This is a genomic window from Kitasatospora sp. NPDC051164 (assembly GCF_044455625.1).
Classification (GTDB): Bacteria; Actinomycetota; Actinomycetes; order Streptomycetales; family Streptomycetaceae; genus Kitasatospora.
This window is the reverse complement of the sequence record NZ_JBITFB010000010.1, coordinates 229,947-249,646: the sequence shown is the minus strand read 5'-3', so window position 1 is coordinate 249,646 and position 19,700 is coordinate 229,947. Positions and strand designations below refer to the sequence as shown.

22 protein-coding genes, 2 pseudogenes and 1 riboswitch are annotated in these 19,700 nt (G+C 71.2%); of the genes and pseudogenes, 13 read left to right on the top strand and 11 right to left on the bottom strand.

Annotated features, from left to right (window positions below):
* Window positions 1-81: 81 nt before the first annotated feature.
* From ACIBEC_RS17570 to ACIBEC_RS17555, 4 genes are all read left to right on the top strand, one after another.
* A complete protein-coding gene (locus ACIBEC_RS17570; protein WP_360503872.1) occupies window positions 82-1,299 on the top strand; it encodes an ATP-dependent metallopeptidase FtsH/Yme1/Tma family protein in 1,218 nt (405 codons plus the stop codon).
* Window positions 1,296-2,120, top strand: a complete 825-nt coding sequence (locus tag ACIBEC_RS17565; protein ID WP_360503874.1) for a hypothetical protein — start codon at window positions 1,296-1,298, stop codon at window positions 2,118-2,120. Before ACIBEC_RS17570 ends, ACIBEC_RS17565 begins: the two co-directional genes overlap by 4 nt.
* A 145-nt stretch (window positions 2,121-2,265) precedes the next feature.
* Window positions 2,266-3,627: a nicotinate phosphoribosyltransferase gene (locus ACIBEC_RS17560; protein ID WP_360503876.1), complete on the top strand. Its 1,362-nt coding sequence runs from the start codon at window positions 2,266-2,268 to the stop codon at window positions 3,625-3,627.
* A 169-nt stretch (window positions 3,628-3,796) separates the two neighbouring features.
* Window positions 3,797-4,243 (top strand): universal stress protein, encoded by a 447-nt coding sequence (locus tag ACIBEC_RS17555; RefSeq protein WP_360503878.1) that lies wholly within the window; start codon window positions 3,797-3,799, stop codon window positions 4,241-4,243.
* A gap of 30 nt (window positions 4,244-4,273) precedes the next feature.
* On the opposite strand, the gene ACIBEC_RS17550 is transcribed toward ACIBEC_RS17555, so the two are convergent.
* Window positions 4,274-4,411 carry a hypothetical protein gene (locus ACIBEC_RS17550; protein WP_360503880.1) on the bottom strand — a complete coding sequence of 46 codons (138 nt, stop codon included), beginning with the start codon at window positions 4,409-4,411 and terminating at the stop codon, window positions 4,274-4,276.
* 263 nt (window positions 4,412-4,674) lie between these two features.
* On the opposite strand from ACIBEC_RS17550, the gene ACIBEC_RS17545 reads away from it, so the two are divergent.
* The 3 genes from ACIBEC_RS17545 (at window position 4,675) to ACIBEC_RS17535 (ending at window position 6,729) form a co-directional block, all read left to right on the top strand.
* Window positions 4,675-5,313 (top strand): pyridoxamine 5'-phosphate oxidase family protein, encoded by a 639-nt coding sequence (locus ACIBEC_RS17545; protein WP_360503882.1) that lies wholly within the window; start codon window positions 4,675-4,677, stop codon window positions 5,311-5,313.
* A 391-nt stretch (window positions 5,314-5,704) separates the two neighbouring features.
* Window positions 5,705-5,998, top strand: a complete 294-nt coding sequence (locus ACIBEC_RS17540; RefSeq protein WP_360503884.1) for a hypothetical protein — start codon at window positions 5,705-5,707, stop codon at window positions 5,996-5,998.
* Between the two features lie 365 nt (window positions 5,999-6,363).
* Window positions 6,364-6,729 (top strand): HPF/RaiA family ribosome-associated protein, encoded by a 366-nt coding sequence (locus ACIBEC_RS17535; protein ID WP_360503886.1) that lies wholly within the window; start codon window positions 6,364-6,366, stop codon window positions 6,727-6,729.
* Between the two features lie 104 nt (window positions 6,730-6,833).
* A riboswitch (TPP riboswitch) is annotated at window positions 6,834-7,004 on the top strand.
* A gap of 92 nt (window positions 7,005-7,096) precedes the next feature.
* Here the strand turns inward: ACIBEC_RS17535 and ACIBEC_RS17530 are convergent.
* The 4 genes from ACIBEC_RS17530 to ACIBEC_RS17515 are packed head-to-tail and all read right to left on the bottom strand — an operon-like array spanning window position 7,097 to window position 10,425.
* Window positions 7,097-8,188: a hypothetical protein gene (locus tag ACIBEC_RS17530; RefSeq protein ID WP_360503888.1), complete on the bottom strand. Its 1,092-nt coding sequence runs from the start codon at window positions 8,186-8,188 to the stop codon at window positions 7,097-7,099.
* A gap of 22 nt (window positions 8,189-8,210) precedes the next feature.
* Window positions 8,211-8,447 carry a hypothetical protein gene (locus tag ACIBEC_RS17525; protein ID WP_360503890.1) on the bottom strand — a complete coding sequence of 79 codons (237 nt, stop codon included), beginning with the start codon at window positions 8,445-8,447 and terminating at the stop codon, window positions 8,211-8,213.
* Window positions 8,448-8,479: 32 nt separating this feature from the next.
* Window positions 8,480-9,283 (bottom strand): HPF/RaiA family ribosome-associated protein, encoded by an 804-nt coding sequence (locus ACIBEC_RS17520; protein ID WP_360503892.1) that lies wholly within the window; start codon window positions 9,281-9,283, stop codon window positions 8,480-8,482.
* A 14-nt stretch (window positions 9,284-9,297) separates the two neighbouring features.
* Window positions 9,298-10,425 carry a Vms1/Ankzf1 family peptidyl-tRNA hydrolase gene (locus ACIBEC_RS17515; RefSeq protein ID WP_360503893.1) on the bottom strand — a complete coding sequence of 376 codons (1,128 nt, stop codon included), beginning with the start codon at window positions 10,423-10,425 and terminating at the stop codon, window positions 9,298-9,300.
* A 508-nt stretch (window positions 10,426-10,933) separates the two neighbouring features.
* Between ACIBEC_RS17515 and ACIBEC_RS17510 the strand changes: the two genes are divergently transcribed.
* A complete protein-coding gene (locus ACIBEC_RS17510; RefSeq protein ID WP_360503895.1) occupies window positions 10,934-11,278 on the top strand; it encodes an Hsp20/alpha crystallin family protein in 345 nt (114 codons plus the stop codon).
* 261 nt (window positions 11,279-11,539) lie between these two features.
* Here the strand turns inward: ACIBEC_RS17510 and ACIBEC_RS17505 are convergent, their stop codons facing one another.
* The 4 genes and pseudogenes from ACIBEC_RS17505 to ACIBEC_RS17490 all read right to left on the bottom strand — a co-directional run bounded on the left by ACIBEC_RS17505 (window position 11,540) and on the right by ACIBEC_RS17490 (window position 14,471).
* Window positions 11,540-12,664, bottom strand: coding sequence for a site-2 protease family protein (locus tag ACIBEC_RS17505; RefSeq protein ID WP_360503897.1), 1,125 nt, complete (start codon window positions 12,662-12,664; stop codon window positions 11,540-11,542).
* 143 nt (window positions 12,665-12,807) lie between these two features.
* Window positions 12,808-13,453 (bottom strand): annotated as a pseudogene (locus ACIBEC_RS17500) (uridine monophosphate kinase).
* Between the two features lie 43 nt (window positions 13,454-13,496).
* Window positions 13,497-13,790, bottom strand: a complete 294-nt coding sequence (locus ACIBEC_RS17495) for a DUF2267 domain-containing protein (RefSeq protein ID WP_396287961.1) — start codon at window positions 13,788-13,790, stop codon at window positions 13,497-13,499.
* 264 nt (window positions 13,791-14,054) lie between these two features.
* Window positions 14,055-14,471 (bottom strand): CBS domain-containing protein, encoded by a 417-nt coding sequence (locus ACIBEC_RS17490; protein WP_360504010.1) that lies wholly within the window; start codon window positions 14,469-14,471, stop codon window positions 14,055-14,057.
* A gap of 551 nt (window positions 14,472-15,022) precedes the next feature.
* Here ACIBEC_RS17490 and ACIBEC_RS17485 point away from each other — a divergent pair.
* The 5 genes and pseudogenes from ACIBEC_RS17485 to ACIBEC_RS17465 all read left to right on the top strand — a co-directional run.
* Window positions 15,023-15,277, top strand: a pseudogene (locus tag ACIBEC_RS17485) (archease); the annotation flags it as partial.
* 24 nt (window positions 15,278-15,301) lie between these two features.
* Window positions 15,302-16,285 (top strand): CapA family protein, encoded by a 984-nt coding sequence (locus ACIBEC_RS17480; protein ID WP_360503901.1) that lies wholly within the window; start codon window positions 15,302-15,304, stop codon window positions 16,283-16,285.
* A 5-nt stretch (window positions 16,286-16,290) separates the two neighbouring features.
* Window positions 16,291-16,914: an RtcB family protein gene (locus tag ACIBEC_RS17475; protein WP_360503903.1), complete on the top strand. Its 624-nt coding sequence runs from the start codon at window positions 16,291-16,293 to the stop codon at window positions 16,912-16,914.
* A gap of 10 nt (window positions 16,915-16,924) precedes the next feature.
* Window positions 16,925-17,719 (top strand): RtcB family protein, encoded by a 795-nt coding sequence (locus tag ACIBEC_RS17470; RefSeq protein WP_396287968.1) that lies wholly within the window; start codon window positions 16,925-16,927, stop codon window positions 17,717-17,719.
* A 216-nt stretch (window positions 17,720-17,935) separates the two neighbouring features.
* Window positions 17,936-18,274, top strand: a complete 339-nt coding sequence (locus tag ACIBEC_RS17465) for a hypothetical protein (protein WP_360503905.1) — start codon at window positions 17,936-17,938, stop codon at window positions 18,272-18,274.
* 133 nt (window positions 18,275-18,407) lie between these two features.
* Here the strand turns inward: ACIBEC_RS17465 and ACIBEC_RS17460 are convergent, their stop codons facing one another.
* Both ACIBEC_RS17460 and ACIBEC_RS17455 read right to left on the bottom strand, forming a co-directional pair.
* On the bottom strand, window positions 18,408-19,310 hold the full coding sequence (locus ACIBEC_RS17460; protein ID WP_360503907.1) for a ribose-phosphate pyrophosphokinase: 903 nt from the start codon (window positions 19,308-19,310) through the stop codon (window positions 18,408-18,410).
* 46 nt (window positions 19,311-19,356) lie between these two features.
* Window positions 19,357-19,653 carry a hypothetical protein gene (locus ACIBEC_RS17455; RefSeq protein WP_360503909.1) on the bottom strand — a complete coding sequence of 99 codons (297 nt, stop codon included), beginning with the start codon at window positions 19,651-19,653 and terminating at the stop codon, window positions 19,357-19,359.
* Between the last annotated feature and the right edge of the window lie 47 nt (window positions 19,654-19,700).

The window sequence follows — 19,700 nt, the reverse complement described above, 5'->3', positions numbered from 1 at the left end:
GGGCAGCGGGCCCGGTCAGCTGGCCCGGTCGGCCCTGCCTGCGGTGTTCCCAGTGGCGGATCATGGGAGCGGAGGCGAGAGATGATCGCACGCAGGAGTATTCCCGCCCGGCATCCGACCGGGCGGGCCAAACCCGGGCCGCCGCCGGACCCGCCGGACCCGCCGAAGCCGGCGAAGCCCGGACCGGAATCGCCGCCGGGCTGGCGGCGGTGGCTCCTGCCGGTCGCCGTGGCCGTGACGATGATGTTCGTCCTGCTGTCCCGGACCCCGTCCGGCACGGGGACGCGGTACACCTACACGGACTTCACCGGCAGGGTGGACACCGGCCAGGTCAAGACCGTCGATATCACCGACAAGGGCGCCGTCAGCGGCACCCTCAAGGACGGCACGAAGTTCACCACGCAGATCCCGACCGCGCTGGACAGCAGCGGTCTCACCCGGCAACTGCAGTCCCAGAACGTCGAGATCACGGCGAAGACCACTGGCGGCAGCTCAGGGTTGACCACCTTGCTCGTCTTCCTGCCGCTGATCGTGATCGCGGGCCTGTTCCTCTGGTCGGGGCGGATGGCGACGCGAGCGATGAGCGGCGGCCTGAGTGCGGTCGGACGGTCCCGGGCGAAGATCATCGAGGCGGAGCGGCCGAACACCCGCTTCGCCGACGTCGCCGGGTACGAGGGTGTGAAGCAGGAGGTCAGCGAGGTCGTGGACTTCCTGCGCAGCCCTGAGCGATATGCCGCCGCGGGCGCGAAGGGTCCGCGGGGTGTGATCATGGTCGGCCCTCCGGGTACCGGCAAGACGCTGCTGGCTCGGGCGGTCGCCGGGGAGGCCGAGGTGCCGTTCCTGTCGGTGACCGGGTCCGCGTTCGTGGAGATGTTCGTCGGCGTGGGCGCCTCGCGGGTGCGCGACCTGTTCGAGGAGGCGCGCAAGCGGGCCCCGTCGATCATCTTCATCGACGAGATCGACGCCGTCGGCGCCCGGCGCGGCGGCGGAGCGCGGCTCGGCGGCAACGACGAGCGCGAGCAGACCCTGAACCAACTGCTCGCCGAGATGGACGGCTTCGACCAGTCCACCGGCATCGTCGTGCTCGCCGCGACCAATCGCCCCGACTCCCTCGACCCGGCACTCCTGCGGCCCGGCCGGTTCGACCGGCAGGTCACCGTGCCGCTGCCGAACCAGGGCGAGCGCTCGGCGATCCTCGCCGTCCACGCGCGCGGCAAGACCCTGGCCGAGGACGTCGAGCTGGACCGCGTGGCCGGGGCACCCCAGGCTTCTCGGGGGCGGATCTGGCGAATCTGGTGAACGAGGCCGCCATCAACGCGGTGCGGGCCGAGCGCACCGTCATCACCGCGCACGACCTCGACACCGCACGCGACCGGGTCCTGCTGGGGCGCAGGGAGTCCTCCAACGCGCTGCTCCCGGAGGAACGCCGCGCGGTCGCCGTGCACGAGTCCGGCCATGCCTTGATGGCCGCGCTGTGCGAGCACGCCGACCCGGTGGCCAAGGTCACCATCCTGCCCGCCGGTGTGAGCCTCGGTGTGACCGAACAGCTCCCGGAGGCCGAGCGGCACCTCTACAGCCAGGGCTACCTGCAGGACCTACTGGCCGTCCAGCTCGGCGGCCGGGCCGCGGAACTGATCGTCTTCGGCGAGGGCTCCAGCGGCGCCGCCAACGACCTTGCCAACGCCACCGTCGTCGCCACCCGGATGGTCCGCGAGTTCGGCCTCTCAGGCGCTCTCGGGCCTGTCGGCTACGCGTCCGGCGGCACCGCCCAGTACCTCGGCGAGAACCTGGAGGACCGGCTGCGCCGTCCCTACTCCGAGCAGACCCAACGCCTGGTCGACGAAGAGGTGGCGCGACTGCTGCGGCAGGCCGAGAAGCGGGCGGTGGACCTCCTGCGCGACCACCGTCGCCACCTCGACGACCTCGCCGCGCTGCTGATGGCGCAGGAGACGGTGGACGGGAAGGTCGTGCTCGCCATCATCGGCGCGACGCCCTCGGCCGCACCGATCCGCAAGCCGCCGGGACGTTCCCCAGCTCCCGAACGGAACGCGCTGCCACCTGCCGGTCGCGACGAGGTCGGCATCGGGCGGACGCTCGACGGGCACGGCGCGCAGGAGTGAGTCGTCGCAGGCCGCCCCTGTCCGCGCTTGCGTCGGCGCCGGACCGTGCCGGCGTGTCCCCGGCTCGTGGTCGTGCTGCCGCACGCTGCCGTGCCTTGTGAAGGGTGGGAGTCTGGTGAAGTGGGCGCTCTGCCGGAGGTACCGCGTGTCAGATGCTCGGATCACCGACCTGTACGAGGTGACGATGGCGCACTCGTACCTGGCGGAGGGTATGGCCGCTCCCGCGACGTTCAGCCTGTTCGTGAGGAAGCTGCCGCCCGGCCGCGGGTTTCTCGTTGCGGCGGGCTTGGAGCCGGTCCTGGACCACCTGGCCCGGGCGCGGGTCGATCAGGAGGACGTCAAGGTCTTCGCCTCGGTGCTCGGCCGCCCCTACCGGGACCTGGAGCCGTTGCTGGGGCTCGGTTTCAGCGGGGAGGTGCGGGCGGTGCCGGAGGGGCGGATCGTCCTGGCCGGAGAGCCGCTGCTGGAGGTGACCGCCCCGCTGCCCGAGGCACAGCTGGTGGAGTCGTTCCTGCTCAACCAGGTCTGCCACCAGACTTCGGTGGCGTCCAAGGCCGCGCGTTGCGTGTTGGCGGCCGCCGGGCGGCCGGTGGTGGACTTCTCGCTGCGGCGCACCCACGGCGTGGCAGCGGGCGAACAGGCCGCCCGCCTGGGCGCCATCGTGGGTTTCACGGGCACCAGCAACGTCGCAGCCGCCCACGCGCACGGCCTGCGCGCTGTCGGCACGATGGCGCACTCGTACATCGAGGCGTTCGACGACGAAGCCGCCGCCTTCCGGGCCTTCGCCCGCTCCCACTCCGGACCGGTGACCTTCCTGGTGGACACCTACGACACCGAGGTCGGCGTGGCCGTCGCGGCCCGGGTACTGCGGGAGCTGGGACTGCACGACGGCTGCGCGGTCCGGCTCGACAGTGGCGACCTCGGCGCGCTCGCCGTCACGGCCCGGAAGATCCTCGACGCCGCCGGGCTGCCACGGGTGCGGATCACCGTCAGCGGCGGCCTCGACGAGTACGGCATCGACGCACTGGTCCGCTCCGGGGCGCCGATCGACCTGTTCGCCGTCGGCACGCTCGTCGGAGTGTCGGCGGACGCACCGTACCTGGATGCGGCGTACAAGCTGGTCAGCTACGACGGGCGGCCGATGATGAAGCTGTCCACCGCCAAGGTCACCGCCCCCGGTGCCAAGCAGGTCTTCCGCGGGCAGGGCTTCACCGATACCATCGCGCTGCGCGACGAGCCCGCGCCGCCCGGGACCCGGCCGCTACTGGAGCAGGTCATGGCCGGCGGCCGGCGCACCGGCCCACCACCCTCGCTCGCGCTGTCCCGCGCCGCGTTCGAGGCCGACCTCGCCGAGCTCCCCGCCGCGGCCCGCCGCCTCACCGACCCCCAGCCCCCGCAGGCCGCCGCCTCCGACCGGCTGCGCCGGCTCACCGCCGACGTCCGGCACCGGCTCGAGGACCGGCTGCGGAGCGTCGAGGGGTTCGGCCGGGGCCTGCAGAGGGGCTGACCCGCTTCGCCAGCCCCCAGTGCCTGCCTGATCCTGGGAGGAGCTTCGGGTCGGCGTGCGGCTGGCGCGGATCCGGTCGATGCTGCCAAGGGGGAGGTTTTCGGACGCATCGGCCCTTTCACGTCGCACGACCGCGCGACACTCTCCGGCCGAAACGGAAGGGCGTGCCATGACCGACAAGCAGAGCCGCGAGAAGATCGTCGTCGGGGTGGACGGTTCCGAGCAGTCCCGAAGAGCGTTGCGCTGGGCGGTGCGGCAGGCGGAGCTGACCGGCGCGGCCGTGCGGGCTGTCATCGCCTGGGAGCCGCCGTTCTCCGGATGGGGCGGCAACGTTCCCGTCGCGGAAGAAAGAGGGCTCGGGGACATCGCACGCAAGGTCCTGCTCGAGAGCATCGAGAAGGCCGTGGGGTCCGAGCCAACCGTGGAGATCACCACTCGTGTGGAGGAGGGCACCGCGGCCCAAGCGCTGCTGAAGGCCGCCGCCGAGGACGACGTGGCGCTTCTGGTAGTGGGCAGCCGCGGGCTCGGCGGCTTCACCGGGGCCTTGCTGGGCTCCGTCGGCCAGCACTGTGCCCAGCACGCCCCGTGTCCGGTCGCGATCGTGCGCGGCCGCTGACAAGGGTCGGCCGCAGCGGGCCGGCACGGGTCACAGCTCGGTGTCCCCCGCCGCCTCGTAGGTCTTCGTCCAGGAAGCACCGCAGCGGCAGTGGTACTGCTCCACGAGTTCGCCGTCGCCGTTCACAGCGAGACCGCCGGACAGCCGCACATGGACGTGATCACTCATGGACAACCAGCCTTTACTTCGTGCATCAACGGAGTTTCCCCATCATTCATGAGCCGCGGGAGCCCCGGAAGAGCAGAGAGACGGACTCCACACGTGAGGACCCGCCCTCCGCCCGTCCGGTCGCCCTCCGGGGCACGTCGCCTTGGCGTCGCCGAGTATTTCTGGCAACGCCAGCAGGAGAGGTAGTGACAGAAGATGCCGAAGAGCACTGCTGGGGACTCGGCTGACCGCAAGCTGGCCACCCTGGGGACATCGGGCGGCGCGTGGCCGAGCGCCGACAGCGGCTCGGCCTCAGCCGCCAGGACGTGGCCGACCGGGCGGGGATGGCGGTCGGATTCGTGGAGTACGTGGAGTCGTCGGCCGGCCCGCCGGACATCGTTCCGCTCACGCGGCTGGCCGGCGCGCTCGGCACGTCCGCCTGGGAGCTGCTGGGCGGAGGAGTGGACATCCCGCCCGGCCGGGCAGCCGCAGCGGCGCACCCGGTGCTGGAGGAGCTTCCGGCCTGGGAATGCTGGGCCAGGCTCGCGCCGGGCGGCATTGGCAGGGTGGCACTGGCGACTGAGGAAGGCCCGGTGGTCCTGCCGGTCAACTTCCGGGTCCTCGACGGCACGGTGGTCTACCGCACCGCCGCGGGGAGTACGCCGGCCGCCGCCGTCGGTGACTGGGTCGCCTTCGAGGTCGATCACATCGACGAGGCCCAGCGCAGTGGTTGGAGCGTCCTGGTGAAGGGCACTGCGGCGCTGCTGGACGACCCGGATGCCGTCGAGCATCTGACCCGGCGCGGCAGTCCCGACCCGTGGGCGGGCGGAGCACGCGACGTGTGGGTACGGGTCAAGCCTTCCTCCATCACCGGGCGCCGGATCCGCATTTCCGACACGCCAACCTCGGCGTCGGGCACGTGACGGTTCACGGGGAGGCACCCCACCGCGACAGGGCGCCTCGCGGACGCGGGCCACGTGTCGGTGTTCATTCCAGGCCTGGACGCACACGTCCACCACTACCCACACCATGAAGCGAAGGAGGAGACGGACGCTAGCTCCAAGACGTTCCATCTGTTCGCGAACTGAAACCGATCTCGATCGTGTAGGCAGGCAGGGCACAGTCGCAGCCGAAGGTCTCGAGCGCGTCAGCACCCCTGGCGGCACGGCGTACTCGCCGGGGCGGACAACCTGAACCTGATCGTCTCGCGCTCGCTCGGCGGCCTGCGGGATCGTGGATATCGTTACTGCTCCGGCCGGAGTCGCGGCGGGGATCCGGTCGGTGCTGACAGGTGGCGTGCGAGAGGCGACGCTCATGTCGGAGCACTTCGAGGTCGAGCCGCTGGGTGATCACGAGTATCTGCTGCGGGCCCGAGCCGGCGAGGAGGTGGTCGAGTCACGCTTCCGGGCCAGCGAGGCGGTCGTCGAGCAGTTCCACACCGCGCCGGTGGATGAGCAGCGGTTGGTGGAGGAGACGGCGGAGTTCCTGGCCGAGCGGCAGCCAGTGGTCGATCTGCCGCCGATGGTGGATCTCGACGATGTGGCGGCCTGCTACGACGACTACCTGGAGCAGCTCGGGCAGCGCATGGCCGCCCGTGCCGCACCCTAGCCCTTGCACTGCCGGTGACGGGCGGATTACAGGGCCGCGGGCTGCAGGGGTTGTGCGATGCTTTCCGGCGAGTGACGGTGGGGGTGTTGCCGAATGCGTGCCTCCGTCCAGAAGTGGCGATGCGCTGTGCGGTTCTCTGCGCAGCCGTACACCGGAGGGTCGGCTCTCGTGTCGGCTGGCGGCCCCGGACCGGAGCGGCGGGTGGACCGTTGGTTTCCGGCATTCGAGCCCAGTCTTTCCTGCTTGGGGCACGGCATGCAGTCCGGTGCCCAGACGCGCGTCTTGGACGGGTGAGGAGCGGATGTTCGATGGCCGGGAACGCGAGCCGACGGGGCGAGGGCGCGGAGGGCCCTTCCGAGCGGGGCGTGCCGGAGATCGAGGTGGAGGTCCGCGGTGAGATGCCGCCGGACTCGGCGGAGTACGCGCGCACGATGGTGCGGGCCGTGGCGCGGCATGCGCATGAGCCGGTGCGGTCGGTGCGGGTGAGGCTGACGCAGGGGCGGGATCCGGAGGTGCGGCGGTCGGCGGTCGCGCGGGCGAGCCTGGATGTGAGCGGGCGGCCCGCGCATGCGCGGGTGGCGGCCGAGACGATGCATGAAGCGATCGACCTGTTGAGGGGTCGGCTCGACTACCGGCTGGCCCGACTGGAGCATTGGGCGCGTTGGAGCGGCGGGTTGCCGGTGGGTCCGTCCGATTGGAGCCGTCGCGGCGGTGCTGCTTCCCGGCACTGACTTGCGCGCCACGCGGCACCTGCTCAGGGACGTGCAGCCGGGGGACGGAGGTCCGTTCGACCCTGGCGCAGAGGCGGAACGTGGGTAGCGTTGGAGATGGCCTGCAGGGCGAGCGAGGGAGTTCGGCCGGAGCGGCCTTGGACGGTGATCGTGCTGTCCGGAGCTGATCTCGACGGCCGGGCTGAGAGGCCGGAGGGTGGTCGACGAGACCCCGACGGCGACCTCCATCACCTGATCCGGGCAATGCCGGCGTAGGGAGCCCACCTTGCAGGTTCCGCCATGGGGAAGGGAAGGTCCGCGCCGGCCGCAGATCATCTGTTGGGCCGACGCGGACTACGGATGACGGGTGCCCGCCGGATTGCCGGGTTCACCCGGTGTAGCGGAGCAGGGCTCCCAGACCGTCCGGGAGTGGTAGTTCATCGCTGGGGACGACGATGAGTTCGGCGCCGGTGCCGACGATCGCGCGGATGAGGGCGGCATCGGCTGGCTCCTGCCAGCAGGAGCCGATTCCCAGGGAGGCCAACTCCTCACGGCTGAGGCCGACTTGTTTCGGTGCGACGCCGACCCACGGGCGCTGCTCGAGGTCGAACGGGTCGTTGACCAGGACGGCTTCGGCCTGTCCGTGGCGCAGGGCGGTGACGGTGGCCGTGAGCCCCTCGACCGCGCCGCTGCGGCGGGCGCGGCAGGCCAGGAACCGGTCGACGCCGGACTGGTCGTGGGCGGAGAGGCGGCCGCGGAAGAGGTAGTCGAGTTCGTCCTCCAGCAGGGCGCGTTCGGGCTGGGCGTCCCAGCCGTCGCTGTCGAGGCCGACGGTCCGACCACGAAGGCGCTTGGGCAGTTCGCGCACGAGGGTGTTGCGGGCCCAGTGGTCGCCGGACAGGATGACGGCCTCGGCCCCGGTGCGCTCGGCGAGTTCGGTGAGCTGCTCGGCGACCTCGGCGGCGGTCTGCCGCCATTCGTGGGCCGGAGCCCGTCGGCGGGTGCGGTCGTCGGGTGCCACGCGGGCGGTGGGCCAGCGGCCGGCCTGCAGGTCGACTTCCAGCTCGGCCTCGTCGGGGCGCACGCCTGCCGGTGGGGCGGTGCGGTGCACCGCCAAGGCCACGTACAGGATGTCGGGGGCGTGCTGGAGCGCGAGCGGCATCGCGTCGGGCAGCATGGTGAACCGGGCGGTGTCGTGGGACGGCGGCCGGGGCAGTTCCGTCGCGAGGGCGAGCCGTCCGTGGGCGGCGAAGACGGCCTGGCCGTGCCGGCCGGGCAGGTCGCGGTCGGAGCCGACCGCACGGACAACGGCACCGGTGGTGGTCATATCGGCGCCCTGGGCTGCCAGTTCGGCCTCCAGGTGGCGTCGGCGACGGTCGATGGCGCGGTCGAGGTCGTCGAGGTCGCGCGAGGTGTCGACGTAGGCGCACGCGTAGGGACCCTGGCGTGCGTACAGCGGGCCGAGGAAGGTCAGCTTCATCGCGGGTCGCTCCGATGGGCGTTCAGAGTCCTTGGGCGAGCAGGAGTTCGTGGGCCAGGCGGGCGGCACGGGCGGGCCGTTCGGGGTCGGGTTCCTGGTCGGGGATCTCCTCCAGGCCCTGGATGAGGGCGCGGATGGCCTGGCCGAGGGCTTGGACCTGGGCTTCCAGGAGTTCGACGCGCTCGACGGCGCTTTCGAGGTCGCGTCCGGTCGGGTGGAGGGCTACGTCCGGCGGGTCGCCAGTCGTGTCGGGTGTCATCGTCGGCTCCCTTCGAGGAGGTGGCGGCTGGGCTATTCGGCGGGGGTGATCAGGCCGTAGTGGCCGTCGTAGCGGTGGTAGAGGACGTTTCCGCGGCCGGTGACGTCGTCGGTGTAGAACACGAACGGTTGTCCGAGTTCGTCCATGCGCCCTTTCGCGGTGGCGGAGTTCATCCGGGGGGCGGGGGCGGGGCTGACAGTCAGCTGGATGGCGGTGGTGCCGAGTTGCCCGGGGTGGGGGTGTACCTGGGCGAGGCGGTAGCCGGTGGGGGCGGCGCGGTAGAGGACGCTGTCCTCGCCGGTGTTGAGCTCGGTGAACAGGTGGAAGCCGTAGTCCATGGTGTCCATCTCGAAGGCGGCCTCGTCGACGCTCTCGCGGGCCAGGGAGAAGGACTTGTGCCGGATGATCTCGCGGTCCTCGGGCGGGCGGGGGAAGTGGTCGGGCCGGTGGGTGGGCTCGTCGCCGTGCCGCCACTCGTGCTCGCCGGGCTTCGGCTGGCCGGCGCGCTGGTTCTCCCAATGCCTTCGCAGCCGGTTCAGTTGCAGGGCGAGGCGGTCGCGCAGCAGGTCGATCGCCTCGGGCATGGATTCGGCGGCGACGTGGGCCCGGGTGGGGCGGCCGTTGACGTCCAGGTTGGCCTGGGCGATGAACGGCCGTTCGGTCGCGGGGTTGTGCATGCGGGTGAGCCGGATCCGGACGGACAGGACGGGCTCGCGGACCTCGTCGAGGAGGGTGAGCACCTTGTTGCGGGCGAGTTCCGGCATGCCGGGCGGGAGGTCGCCCTGCGATTCGAGTTCGACTTCGGGTGTCTGGCTGGCCACTGGGTCGGTTGCCATCGGAAGCCCTCCGTTCACGGCTGGATGTGTGTGTAGCGGGTCAGGCCGCCGATTCCCTGGGCGGGCGCGCCGGTGGCGCCGGGCTGCAGTACCCGGACGTCGGCGCCGGTGAGCAGCGCGGCGCGGACGGCGGCGTCCGCCAGCGGGGCCCGGATGAGTCCCTTGGTGTGCTCGGTGAACGCGGTGCTGGCGTCCGCGATGTCGGTGGGCTCGGGGCCGAACCAGGCGGTGCGGCGGGATGCGGGATCGTCGGTGACCAGCAGCGTGCGCAGCTGTCCGTCGGCGAGAGCGCGCAGGGTGGCGTAGATGCCCTCGACGGCGTGGCCGCGCGGGGAGAGCTGTTCGCCGTACGCGTGGAGCAGGGCGGCGGTCTCCTTCTGCCCGGCCTTGTGGGTTTCGGCGTCGACCTGGACCGCGCGCTGCGGCCAGGCGCCGTCGGGGCTGCGGCTGCCGCTGACCGGATGGATCTCGACCTCGTGCCGGACCCAGGTGGGGAGGTGCTTGGTGAGGTACTGGCGGGCGCGGACGTCGCCGGCCAGCATCAGCACATGGGCGTCCACCTTCGCCAGGGCGGTGCCGAGGGCCTTGACGACGGTGACGGCGTTGTGCTCCCAGGAGTCCTCGGCGCGGTGCTGGTAGCGCATCTGGGACGTGCCGCCAGGCTGGTTGCGCTCGATCTCGTCGTCCGGGCCGGTGACGGTGCGGCGCATGCCCTCGGTGGCGCCTGTGGGGTAGAGCTGCAGGTCGGCGCCGGTGCGGTCGACGACGGCGACCACATGGGCGGGGTGGTCCTGGCGCCAGGCCAGCAGCGGCAGCAGGTGCGGCAGGGGCGCCAGGCGGGCCAGGTCGGTCTGCTCGCAGCCGGGCAGGACGGCCGAGTGCACCACCTCGCCGCCCGCGGCGAAGGCCGCCAGCACGCCGGAACCCGGCTGGGAGGACAGGAAGCGCCGGGTCAGCGCGGCGAGGTCGTCGACCGTGGCCCCCTGTGCGGCGAGGTCACGGCACAGCCCCTGCCAGCGCTGCTCGGCGTCCAGTCCCATCTCCGGACGTGGATCGAGATCGAAGTAGACCGACAGGAATGGGCCGGATGCGGCGAGCAGCTCGCGCAGGGCGGCGGTGCCGGTCTCAGTTCCGGTAGTCATTGCCCACCTCCCGGGGGTGGAGTGCTGGTCGGAAGGATCAGAGGAAACGAGGGCCCTCGGGGCTCCATGCCCTGCCGGGAACGGCCCGGAGGGCCTCGGTGCCTGCCTTGGCGTGCTCGTACTCGCTCACGGTGGTCTCCCTCAGCGACGGACCGGTGTGCGTACTCCCAGTGTTTCGCCGTCCGCGGCGCAGGACAGTGCCGGACGGCCCAAGTGGGGCGGCGGACGGCCCATCCGAGACAGTCGGCATGGGCGGCAGCACCGCTGCCTCCGGATCGCGAGACCGCCACGCCCCCTCGTCCAGCTGCTCGGTGAATCTGCCGATCGGAGTGGGGAGTTGCCTCGCGGCCCGGTGATGCTTCCGATCGCGCGTGTCTGTCCGGCGCAGCAGCATGGAGGAAGGTGACCGAACGAGTAAGGAGGGTTTGAGATGGCCGGAGAGTTGCTCCACAGGCGCGCGCCGCATTGGTGGCCGTCTGCCTTCTCGGAGTGGTTTGAGGACTTCCCCATGGAGTTGCGGATGGGCGAGCACCTCATCCGGGTGGAGGAGTCCGAAGAGGACGGGACCTATGTGGTCAAGGCGGAACTGCCGGGGATCGATCCCGCCAAGGACGTCGAGATCACCTTCGAGGGCGGGGTGCTGACCGTTCACGCCGAACGCAGCGAGGAGAAGAAGGAGAAGCAGCGTTCCGAGTTCCGCTACGGCTCCTTCACCCGCAGCATTCGGCTACCCGAGGGTGTGAAGGAGCAGGAGATCACGGCCAGTTACGACAACGGCGTCCTGACCGTGAAGGCCCCGATCGGCGAGGTCGAGAAGCCGAGCTGGCGGATCGAGATCGAAAGCAGCGCCTGACCTGCGGCAGCCCAACGGCGCTGTGGCCTCCGCGGAACCAGTCGACGGAGGCCGCTCGGCGAGCGCACACCGGCCGGTGTCCCCGCTTGTCGTTCCCGGTCTCCGGTGTGGCGCGATCGGTGCCGGACGTCGACCGGTGCCGATCGTCAACGATCAGAGCGGAGTGGGCAGACACCACCGCGGGCCCGCGGCCTTCTAACGGGCAGACCACCGGCTGGGAACACCGACAGGACGCCGGCCTGTCGCCGCAGACCAGGCGGTTCAACTGCCGCGCACAGTGGTCGGAGCTCTCATCCGGGCGATCCTGGAGATGTCATCGAGGGTGACGATTCCGACCAGTCGTCCGTCGTCCAGTACGAGGATCGGGGGCTGCGCAGTGGCGCGGTCCAGGACCTCGACGAGGTCGTCATCGGGTGCGGCGACTACGCACAGCCCGAGTGGTGTGGCCACGTCACGTACGCGGATCTCGGCTCTGCGGGCGGAGGGGATCACGGCGACCCGGCGCAGGTCGACCAGGCCGCTCGGGCGGCCTTCGAAGTCGACCACGGGAACCATCGGGTGGCGGGTGCGCGAGGCGAGATCGGTGAGGAGGCGCTCCGCGGTGAGCCAGTCGGAACCGGTGACCACAGGAGCCGTCATGGCCTCTTTGATACGCACTCCTCGCAGCGCGGCCACCAGCGCGGCCCGGCGGACCTCGGCCGTGGCGGAGGACCACATGAACAGGCCGATGAGCGCGAGCCAGATCCCGGCCCCGCTGCCGTAGACGAGTTCGACCCAACCGGCCGCCGAGAGCAGGAGACCGGCGCCTTGGCCGACCCGGCCGGCGACGCGCTCGGCCCGTTCGCGGTCACGCCCGCGCCACCAGACCGCCGCCTGGAGGATCCGCCCGCCGTCCAGGGGCGCGGCGGGCAGCAGGTTGAACACGCCGAGCAGGAGGTTGGTCCAGCCCGTCCACAGCAGTACCGCCGCGGGCATCGCCCAATGAATGGTGTGCAGCATGCCGAGCCCGGCGGCCAGGGACAGCCCGCCCAGTGCCAGGCTGGTGAGCGGTCCGATCCCGGCGACGGCGAACTGGAGTCGAGGGTTCGGGGGGCGTCCCATGCGGGTGACGCCGCCGAGCGCGAAGACGGTCATGTCGTCGACGCGGATCCCGGCGCGGCGCGCGGTGACGGCGTGGGCCGCCTCGTGGAGCAGCAGGCTCAGGGTGAGCAGCAGTGCGCCGACCAGGCCGGCGAAGCCGTAGGCCGTGGAAGAGTGGCCCGGGACCCACGATGGCAGTGTCTGCCCGGCCAGGCCGATAGCGAGGAAGACGATCAGGACAGGCGCACTCCAGTGGATCCGCAGCGGTATGCCGAAAATCTTCCCCAGCGGTGCGGACCCGTGCATTCCGGCCTCTTCCGAAGTCTGCCATCAGCCTTTCTCCACTCCAATGTCCTCTCACCGCAAGGGCCGGCACAGGGCCGTATGGGTCCCCGCCCAGGGGCTGTCGGGTTCCAGGACTGCGGTGTGTCATGCCTTCGGAGGGCCTCTTATGGAGATTGGTCGGTGATACGGGTGCCGATGTCGTGGCCCTGGCAGATCGCGCGGATGGCGCCGGTGGCGGCGGCGTCGAAGACGTGCATGGTCAGGTGGTGTTCGGCGGCGAGGACCAGGGCGGTGGTGTCCATCACGCCCACGGCCTGGGCGAGGGCATCCTGGTGGCTGATGCTGGTGTAGCGGACGGCGCCGGGGTGGGTGCGCGGGTCAAGGTCGTAGACGCCGTCAACGCCGTGCTTGGCAAGCAGAAGGGCGTCGGCCTCCAGTTCCAGGGCGCGTTGGACGGCGGCGTAATCGGTGGTGACGTAGGGCTGACCTATGCCTCCGGCCAGCAGCACGATCAGATGGTGGCGCAGATGCCGCAGGGCGGACGTCCTGCGTGCCGCTTGCGGTGAGCTCCCCACGGAGCATGAGTGCGTTCATGACGGTGCCGAGCATGCCAACGGTGTCGGCCGCGGCCCGGTCGATGCCCCAGGCCGTCGCGCTCCGGCTGCGGAAGTAGTTCCCGCCGCCCAGTACGACCGCGACCTGGACGCCCAGTTCGTCTGCCGAGAGAATCTCCTCGGTCAGGTGTGCGAGACTCATCGGATCCGTGCCCCAGCCGGCCGCGCGCGCGAACGCCTCGCCGCTGAGCTTCACCGCAACCCGCCGGTACCGGCCCACGGCGCCTACTCCCCTCCCCTCACACCGCGGGAGTGATCAGTGACCGCAAACCGTGCGGGAGAGCATTGAAGACGTGCCCCAACTGCTCCGGGGGCATGTGCAGGAACAGCGCGCCGGTGACGGCGCGGACGGCTTTCTCGGCATTTTCCTCCGCGAGGGAGGTCTCGTAACAGAACCGGTTGAGATACTCCTGCCGGTCGAACTTCACCGGCGTGGGGTGCGGATCCCAGCCCTCGTAGTAGACACCACGGATCAGGGTCGGCAGTTGCGCGCCGAAGTGGACCGCGGCATCGATCGGAAGCCGGTCGCGCAACGTGTGCAGCCAGGCCCGCAGCAGCCGGTATACAGCGTGGCGCCTCCGCGCTCCCCGCAGCCTTCGCGACGTCGATGAGCCAGGCATTCGCAGTCTGCACGGCATGGCCGAAGTTGGGCAGTCCGGTCACAGTCATGATCGTCCTAACTCTCGTGATGGCGACATCTGAGGCTGACGGCCGGCGGTCGACGTGCGCGGAACGCGATAGGTCACTCGCGTAGGTCCCGCTCCATCCGGCTCTGTGACGGCGGGCGGCCCCCGGGCTCAGGCGGCGCAGACGGCTTCGACGAGCTCGCCAACCTCGTGCCGGTTCAGATGCCGTGCGACGTCGGCCTCGCTGATCACGCCGACCAGTCGGTGGGCCTCGATGACCGGCAGTCGCCGGATCCGGTGCTCTTCCATGAGACGCAGGACCTCCGCCTGTTCGGCGCTGGCGTCCACAGTGATCGGCTTGCCCTGGGCGAGCTCGCCCGCCGTCGTGGTCCTCGGGTCCCTGCCTTCGGCGAGGCACTTCACCACGATGTCGCGGTCGGTGATGATCCCGCGCAGCCGGTCGTCGGCACCGCAGACGGGAAGGGCGCCGACATCGAGTTCGCGCATCCGCCGGGCCGCGGTCTCCAGCGTTTCACTCCCCTGAACACAGGTGGCTCCGGCATGCATGATGTCTCGCGTAGTAGCCATGACTGTCGTCCCCTCGTAGTGTGGCTCCGGCCTCGTGATGCGGCCCGGCGCCTGGCGGATAATCGGAAAGGTCGTCGGATGCATCGACCGGTTCTGGTCGAGCCCCGACAGGCGGTGGCCACATGGACGGAAGCCCTCCCTTCCAGGGTTGTCCTGGTGGTGAAACCTGCGCATCCCGAGAGCCGGTCGTCAGCGCCAGGTACGTGCGCATGAGCGGCCACCGCCCGCCGAGCCGTGATGGTCGCGGGTGCGATTGCTGGTGGTGACTTGGACGGATTTGCCCTGGGAGGGTGAGCGGGACGAGCCTGAGAAGGGTGAGGCGGCTGCGGTCGCGGACGTGCATGAGGGGAGCTGTCGGTGATGACCGGGCAGCAGAGTTCTCGGAGCGGTCACCGAGCCGTGGCGCACACCGCGGACATGCGCGTGGAGGCCTGCGCGCCGACGGTGGAGGGCTGCATCGGTGAGGCGGTGCGCGCGGCGGTGGAAGGCTCGCCGACACCTCCGCGGCCCCGCCGGTCGGCGAGCGCGAGTACGAGGTCACGGCGGAGAAGGACGAGGACCTGCTGGTCTCGGTGCTGGAGGAAGTGATCTACCAGATGGACGTCGACGGTGAGATACCGCTCGACACGCAGGTGGGCGAGATCCGGGACACGGCGGAGGGGAGGGGTGTGTCGGTGCGCTTCACGATGGTGGACGCCGATACCGCCGAGCCGGTCGGGGCCGTCCCCAAGGCCGTCTCGCTGCACGGTCTCCGCCTGGACGGCGGCTCCGGAGGCTGGATCTGCCAGGTGACACTCGACGTCTGACCACGAAGGGAGCGGGGCAGGAGGATGGCGCTCACGGTGGCACTGGCCGGCGACACGATGCTCGGGCGCGGCGTCGCCGAGGCACTGCGGCGCTCCCCGACACCGCAGACCCTGTTCGCCGCCGAGGTGCGGGAGGCGCTGGCGGAGGCCGATCTCGTGGTGCTCAACCTGGAGTGCTGTGTCTCCGATCGAGGGCACCGCTGGCCGAACCCGCACAAGCTGTTCTTCTTCCGAGCCCCTCCCGTTGCCGCCGACGTGGTCGCCGCGCTGGCGGTGGACTGTGTGACCTTGGCCAACAACCACGCCCTGGACTACGGCTTCGACGCCCTCGCCGACACCCGCACCCTGCTGGAACGGGCCGGGGTCCGTACGGTGGGTGCCGGTCGGAACGTCCTGGCGGCCCGGCAGTTCGTGGTCCTGGAGGCCGGCGGGGTGCGGCTGGCGGTGGTCGCCGTCACCGACCACCCCGAGGACTACGCGGCCGCCGAGGAACATCCCGGGGTGGCCTGGGCCGACCTCCGCGCGGGCGTGCCCGCCTGGCTCGGCGCGCTGGTGGCCCGGGCCGCGACGGAAGCCGACGCCGTGCTGGTCACCGCGCACTGGGGGCCCAACATGACCTCCCGACCACCGCCGCACGTGCTCGCGGCGGCCCCGCACCTGCTAGCGGCCGGGGCCACGCTGGTGGCGGGCCACTCCGCCCACGTGTTCCACGGTGTCGGCGACCGGACCATCTACGACATGGGCGACTTCGTCGACGACTACGCCGTCCACCCGGCACTGCGCAACGACCTCGGGCTGCTGTTCCTGGTCACCTTCGACGGGCCCGAGCCCGGACGCCTGGCCCCGGTCCGTCTGGAGGCGGTGCCGCTGGCCCTGGACTTCTGCCACACCCGCTTCGCCCACGGCGAGGAGTGGGAGTGGATTCGCGAGCGGTTCACCACCGCTTGCGCCGAGCTCGGCACCGACGTGGGTGAGCGGGCCGGACGGTTGACGGTCGACTGGAGATGAGTGACGTGGAGATCACGCTTGTCGAGGAGAGCCCCTACCGCTTCCGCATCGAGCGGCGGGACCCGATGCGGGTGCCCGGGATGGTGTGCGCCTCCAAGGAACTGCTGCCGCAGGCGGCGGGGGACAAGGCGCTGGAGCAGGTGGCCAATGTGGCGACCCTGCCCGGAATCGTCCGTGCCTCCTTCGCCATGCCGGACGTGCACTGGGGCTACGGCTTCCCTATCGGTGGGGTGGCCGCCACCGATGTCGCCCACGGTGGGGTCGTCTCACCCGGCGGTGTGGGGTTCGACATCTCCTGCGGCGTACGGCTGCTGGCCGCCGGCATCGACCGCGAGGCGCTCGACCACCACCGGATGCAGCGGCTGATGGACATCCTGGACACCACCATCCCGCGCGGCATGGGACGCGGCGGCCTGTGGAAGCTGTCGGGCACCGAGGAGATGGACGACCTGCTGGTCGGCGGCGCCCGGTACGCGGTCGAGCACGGCCGCGGTATCCCGCGCGACCTGGACCGCTGCGAGGACTTCGGCGTTCTCGAGGGCGCCGCCCCCGGACAGGTCAGCACCCGGGCCGTCGAACGCGGCCTCCACCAGGTCGGCAGCCTCGGCAGCGGCAACCACTTCCTTTGAGGTCCAGACCATTGACCATGTCTACGACCCGGATGTCGCGGCCGCGTTCGGGCTGCACGCCGGCCAGGTCTGCGTCATGATCCACTGCGGCTCGCGCGGCCTGGGTCACCAGGTCTGCACCGACCACGTCCGCACCATGAACCGTTCGATGCACCGCTACCGGATCTCCGTCCCCGACCGGCAGCTCGCCTGCACGCCCGTGGACTCCCCGCCCGGCCGCGACTACCTCGGGGCAATGGCCGCCGCCGCCAACTACGCCCGCGCCAACCGGCAGTTGCTCTCCGAGGCCGCCCGCCGTGCCTTCGCCGACGCGGTCGGGGCGGGACTGGAGCTGGTCTACGACATCTCGCACAACACCGCCAAGCTCGAGACCCACGAGGTCGACGGGGTGGAACGTCCGCTGTGCGTCCATCGCAAGGGCGCCACCCGGGCGCTGCCGCCCGGCGACCCGGACCTGCCGCCGGACCTGGCCGCAGCGGGCCAGCCGGTGCTGGTCCCTGGGACAATGGGCACCGCCTCGTATGTCATGGTCGGCCTTCCTGGCAACGACGCCTTCCACTCGGCCTGCCACGGCGCCGGCCGGGTGTGGAGCCGCCACCACGCGCTGCGCATGGTGCGCGGCGAACGGCTCCGCGACCAGCTGGAGGCGAGCGGCATCGCGGTGCGCCCGTCCTCGTGGCGCGGTCTTGCGGAGGAGGCACCGGAGGCCTACAAGGACGTCGACGCGGTGGCCGCCGCCACCGAGGGCGCGGGACTTGCCCGGCTCGTCGCGCGCTTCGTCCCACTGGGCGTGGTCAAAGGCTGACGGGGTGCGCACCTGAAGGGGGCCCCGATTGCCGGGCCCTGCGGCGGGTGATGAGCTGGACGAGCGTCCCGCGGCTCGGCTGTGCACTTGGGCCCGCGGGATCGGGCGCCGCTGTTGCCCGGCCGTCGTTGTTGCCTGGCGGCCTCTGCATGGCCGGTTCTCGCGGGTGCGACCGCAGGACAGGGCGCTGCCACTCAGGGAGGACTTGGAGGTGAGATGAAGGCGGCATTCGTATCGACCTGGACTCAGCCGGTTCCCGGGCGGGAGAGGAAGCTGCTCGAATGGGCGGGCGAGGCGGATGCCTACTGGCGCCGGCGCGCGAAGGAGGGCAAGTGCACGGCGCCGGAGACGTTCTTCTCCGAGACCGGCTTCGGCATCCGGATGGTCAAGGGTGAGCGCGAGGACCTCATGGCCCTGTCCATGACGGACGAGGTGCAGCTCCTCACCATGCGGGGCGAGCTGCTGCTCAAGGACTTCACGACGGTTCTCTTCCACACTGGGGACGCCGCCGAGAAGTTCATGGTGACCTTCGGCAAGGCCCTGGAGACGATCTGAGCCCAGCGGGGAGAAACGGGCCGAGAGCGCACCCCCCGGTGCCGCGAGCACTCACGGCACTACCGGCATCGGGGGTCTCCCGGCCGGCGGCGCCCGGGAACCTCGGATCAGGCGGGTCACGTCCCGAAGCTCGTCAGGCATGTGCCAGGAGGGTGTCCAAGGGCTCCCCGCCGTGCAGCAGAGCGATGGCTTCGGCGAGTAGCGGCGCTACGGTCCGTACGCGGAAGGGCATCGCCCGGATGTGGTCCGGGGGAAGGGTGTTGGTGACCACGAGCAGGCTGATCGGGAGTCGTCCGAGCCGCTCGGCTGCCCGGGCCACGAACAGTGGATGGGTGGCGGCGACGGTGATGTCAGTTGCCGCGCCGTGGGCCAGCAGGGCCTGGACGGCCGCCTCGATCGTGCCGCCGGTGCTGATCATGTCATCGACGATCACCGCGGGCCGGTCCGCGACTTCGCCGACCAGTTCCTCGGCCTGCACGTCGCTGCCGGACAGGCGGGTCTTGCGGACCACAGCGACCGGACGGCCGAGCAACGCGCCGTAGCGCTCGGCGAGTTTGACGGCGCCGAGGTCGGGCGACACCACGACGGCTTCGCCGGGTGTGTGCTCGGCCAGGGTGCCGGCGAGCAGCGGAACCGCGGTCAGTGTCTCGACCAGGACGGCACTCATCGCTTCGAGGGCGGGGGAGTGCGGGTCGACGACGACGAGCCGGTGGGCGCCGGCGGCGGTCAGCGCGTCGAGTGCGACCCGGGCGCCGACCGACTGCCCGGAGCGGGTGCGGCGGTCCTGGCGGGCGTAGCCGAAGTACGGCACGACGGCGGTGATCCGGCGCGCGCCTGCCCGGCGGCATGCGTCCAGGAGCAGCAGGAGTTCGACCAGGTACACGTCCTCGCCTCGCACATGGCCGACGGTGGGCTGCAACTCGCCGTCGGGGAAGCGTTTCACCTCGCACTCGACCGGTTCGGTGCCGAGCGCCTCCGAGACGGCGTCGCCGAGCCCGGGGTGGGCGGTGCCGGAAAGGATCCGCGGGCCGGTCATCGCGTCCTCCCACAGGGTCTCGGCCGTGGCGGCCGTCGGAGCGGGGTCACGCCGACGGTACGTGGAGCGGTCGACCGGCGTCGTCGGCCCGGGCCAGGACGGCCATCGACTCGCGATACTCCGCCGGTTCGATCAGCCCGGCCAGCAGAGCGGCGACGAGCATCCGCTCCGTCTGGTCCGCGCTCGCCGTTGTGGAGCCCCTGGAGCCGGGGATGCCATCGGTGGAGGGCTGTGGCTCGGCTGAGGGATCCTGTCGACGCGGCGGCTGGCCGCGCCGCCGGGTGGTGGCCCGGGCCGAGCCTGCCGTGAACCGGCCCAGATACCTGATCAGTGCTGCGATCATGGCCGCCACCCCCCCCCGGCGAGTCCTTGCACTTCACCAGCCTGTCA

What these genes read in the sequence shown, in the direction of transcription:
- ACIBEC_RS17570 (WP_360503872.1), top strand. Translation starts at nt 82, where the DNA reads ATGATCGCACGCAGGAGTATTCCCGCCCGGCATCCGACCGGGCGGGCC.
- ACIBEC_RS17555 (WP_360503878.1), top strand. Translation starts at nt 3,797, where the DNA reads ATGACCGACAAGCAGAGCCGCGAGAAGATCGTCGTCGGGGTGGACGGT.
- ACIBEC_RS17550 (WP_360503880.1), bottom strand. Translation starts at nt 4,411, where the DNA reads ATGAGTGATCACGTCCATGTGCGGCTGTCCGGCGGTCTCGCTGTGAAC.
- ACIBEC_RS17540 (WP_360503884.1), top strand. Translation starts at nt 5,705, where the DNA reads ATGTCGGAGCACTTCGAGGTCGAGCCGCTGGGTGATCACGAGTATCTG.
- ACIBEC_RS17530 (WP_360503888.1), bottom strand. Translation starts at nt 8,188, where the DNA reads ATGAAGCTGACCTTCCTCGGCCCGCTGTACGCACGCCAGGGTCCCTAC.
- ACIBEC_RS17525 (WP_360503890.1), bottom strand. Translation starts at nt 8,447, where the DNA reads ATGACACCCGACACGACTGGCGACCCGCCGGACGTAGCCCTCCACCCG.
- ACIBEC_RS17520 (WP_360503892.1), bottom strand. Translation starts at nt 9,283, where the DNA reads ATGGCAACCGACCCAGTGGCCAGCCAGACACCCGAAGTCGAACTCGAA.
- ACIBEC_RS17515 (WP_360503893.1), bottom strand. Translation starts at nt 10,425, where the DNA reads ATGACTACCGGAACTGAGACCGGCACCGCCGCCCTGCGCGAGCTGCTC.
- ACIBEC_RS17510 (WP_360503895.1), top strand. Translation starts at nt 10,934, where the DNA reads ATGGAGTTGCGGATGGGCGAGCACCTCATCCGGGTGGAGGAGTCCGAA.
- ACIBEC_RS17505 (WP_360503897.1), bottom strand. Translation starts at nt 12,664, where the DNA reads ATGCACGGGTCCGCACCGCTGGGGAAGATTTTCGGCATACCGCTGCGG.
- ACIBEC_RS17490 (WP_360504010.1), bottom strand. Translation starts at nt 14,471, where the DNA reads ATGGCTACTACGCGAGACATCATGCATGCCGGAGCCACCTGTGTTCAG.
- ACIBEC_RS17480 (WP_360503901.1), top strand. Translation starts at nt 15,302, where the DNA reads ATGGCGCTCACGGTGGCACTGGCCGGCGACACGATGCTCGGGCGCGGC.
- ACIBEC_RS17465 (WP_360503905.1), top strand. Translation starts at nt 17,936, where the DNA reads ATGAAGGCGGCATTCGTATCGACCTGGACTCAGCCGGTTCCCGGGCGG.
- ACIBEC_RS17460 (WP_360503907.1), bottom strand. Translation starts at nt 19,310, where the DNA reads ATGACCGGCCCGCGGATCCTTTCCGGCACCGCCCACCCCGGGCTCGGC.
- ACIBEC_RS17455 (WP_360503909.1), bottom strand. Translation starts at nt 19,653, where the DNA reads ATGATCGCAGCACTGATCAGGTATCTGGGCCGGTTCACGGCAGGCTCG.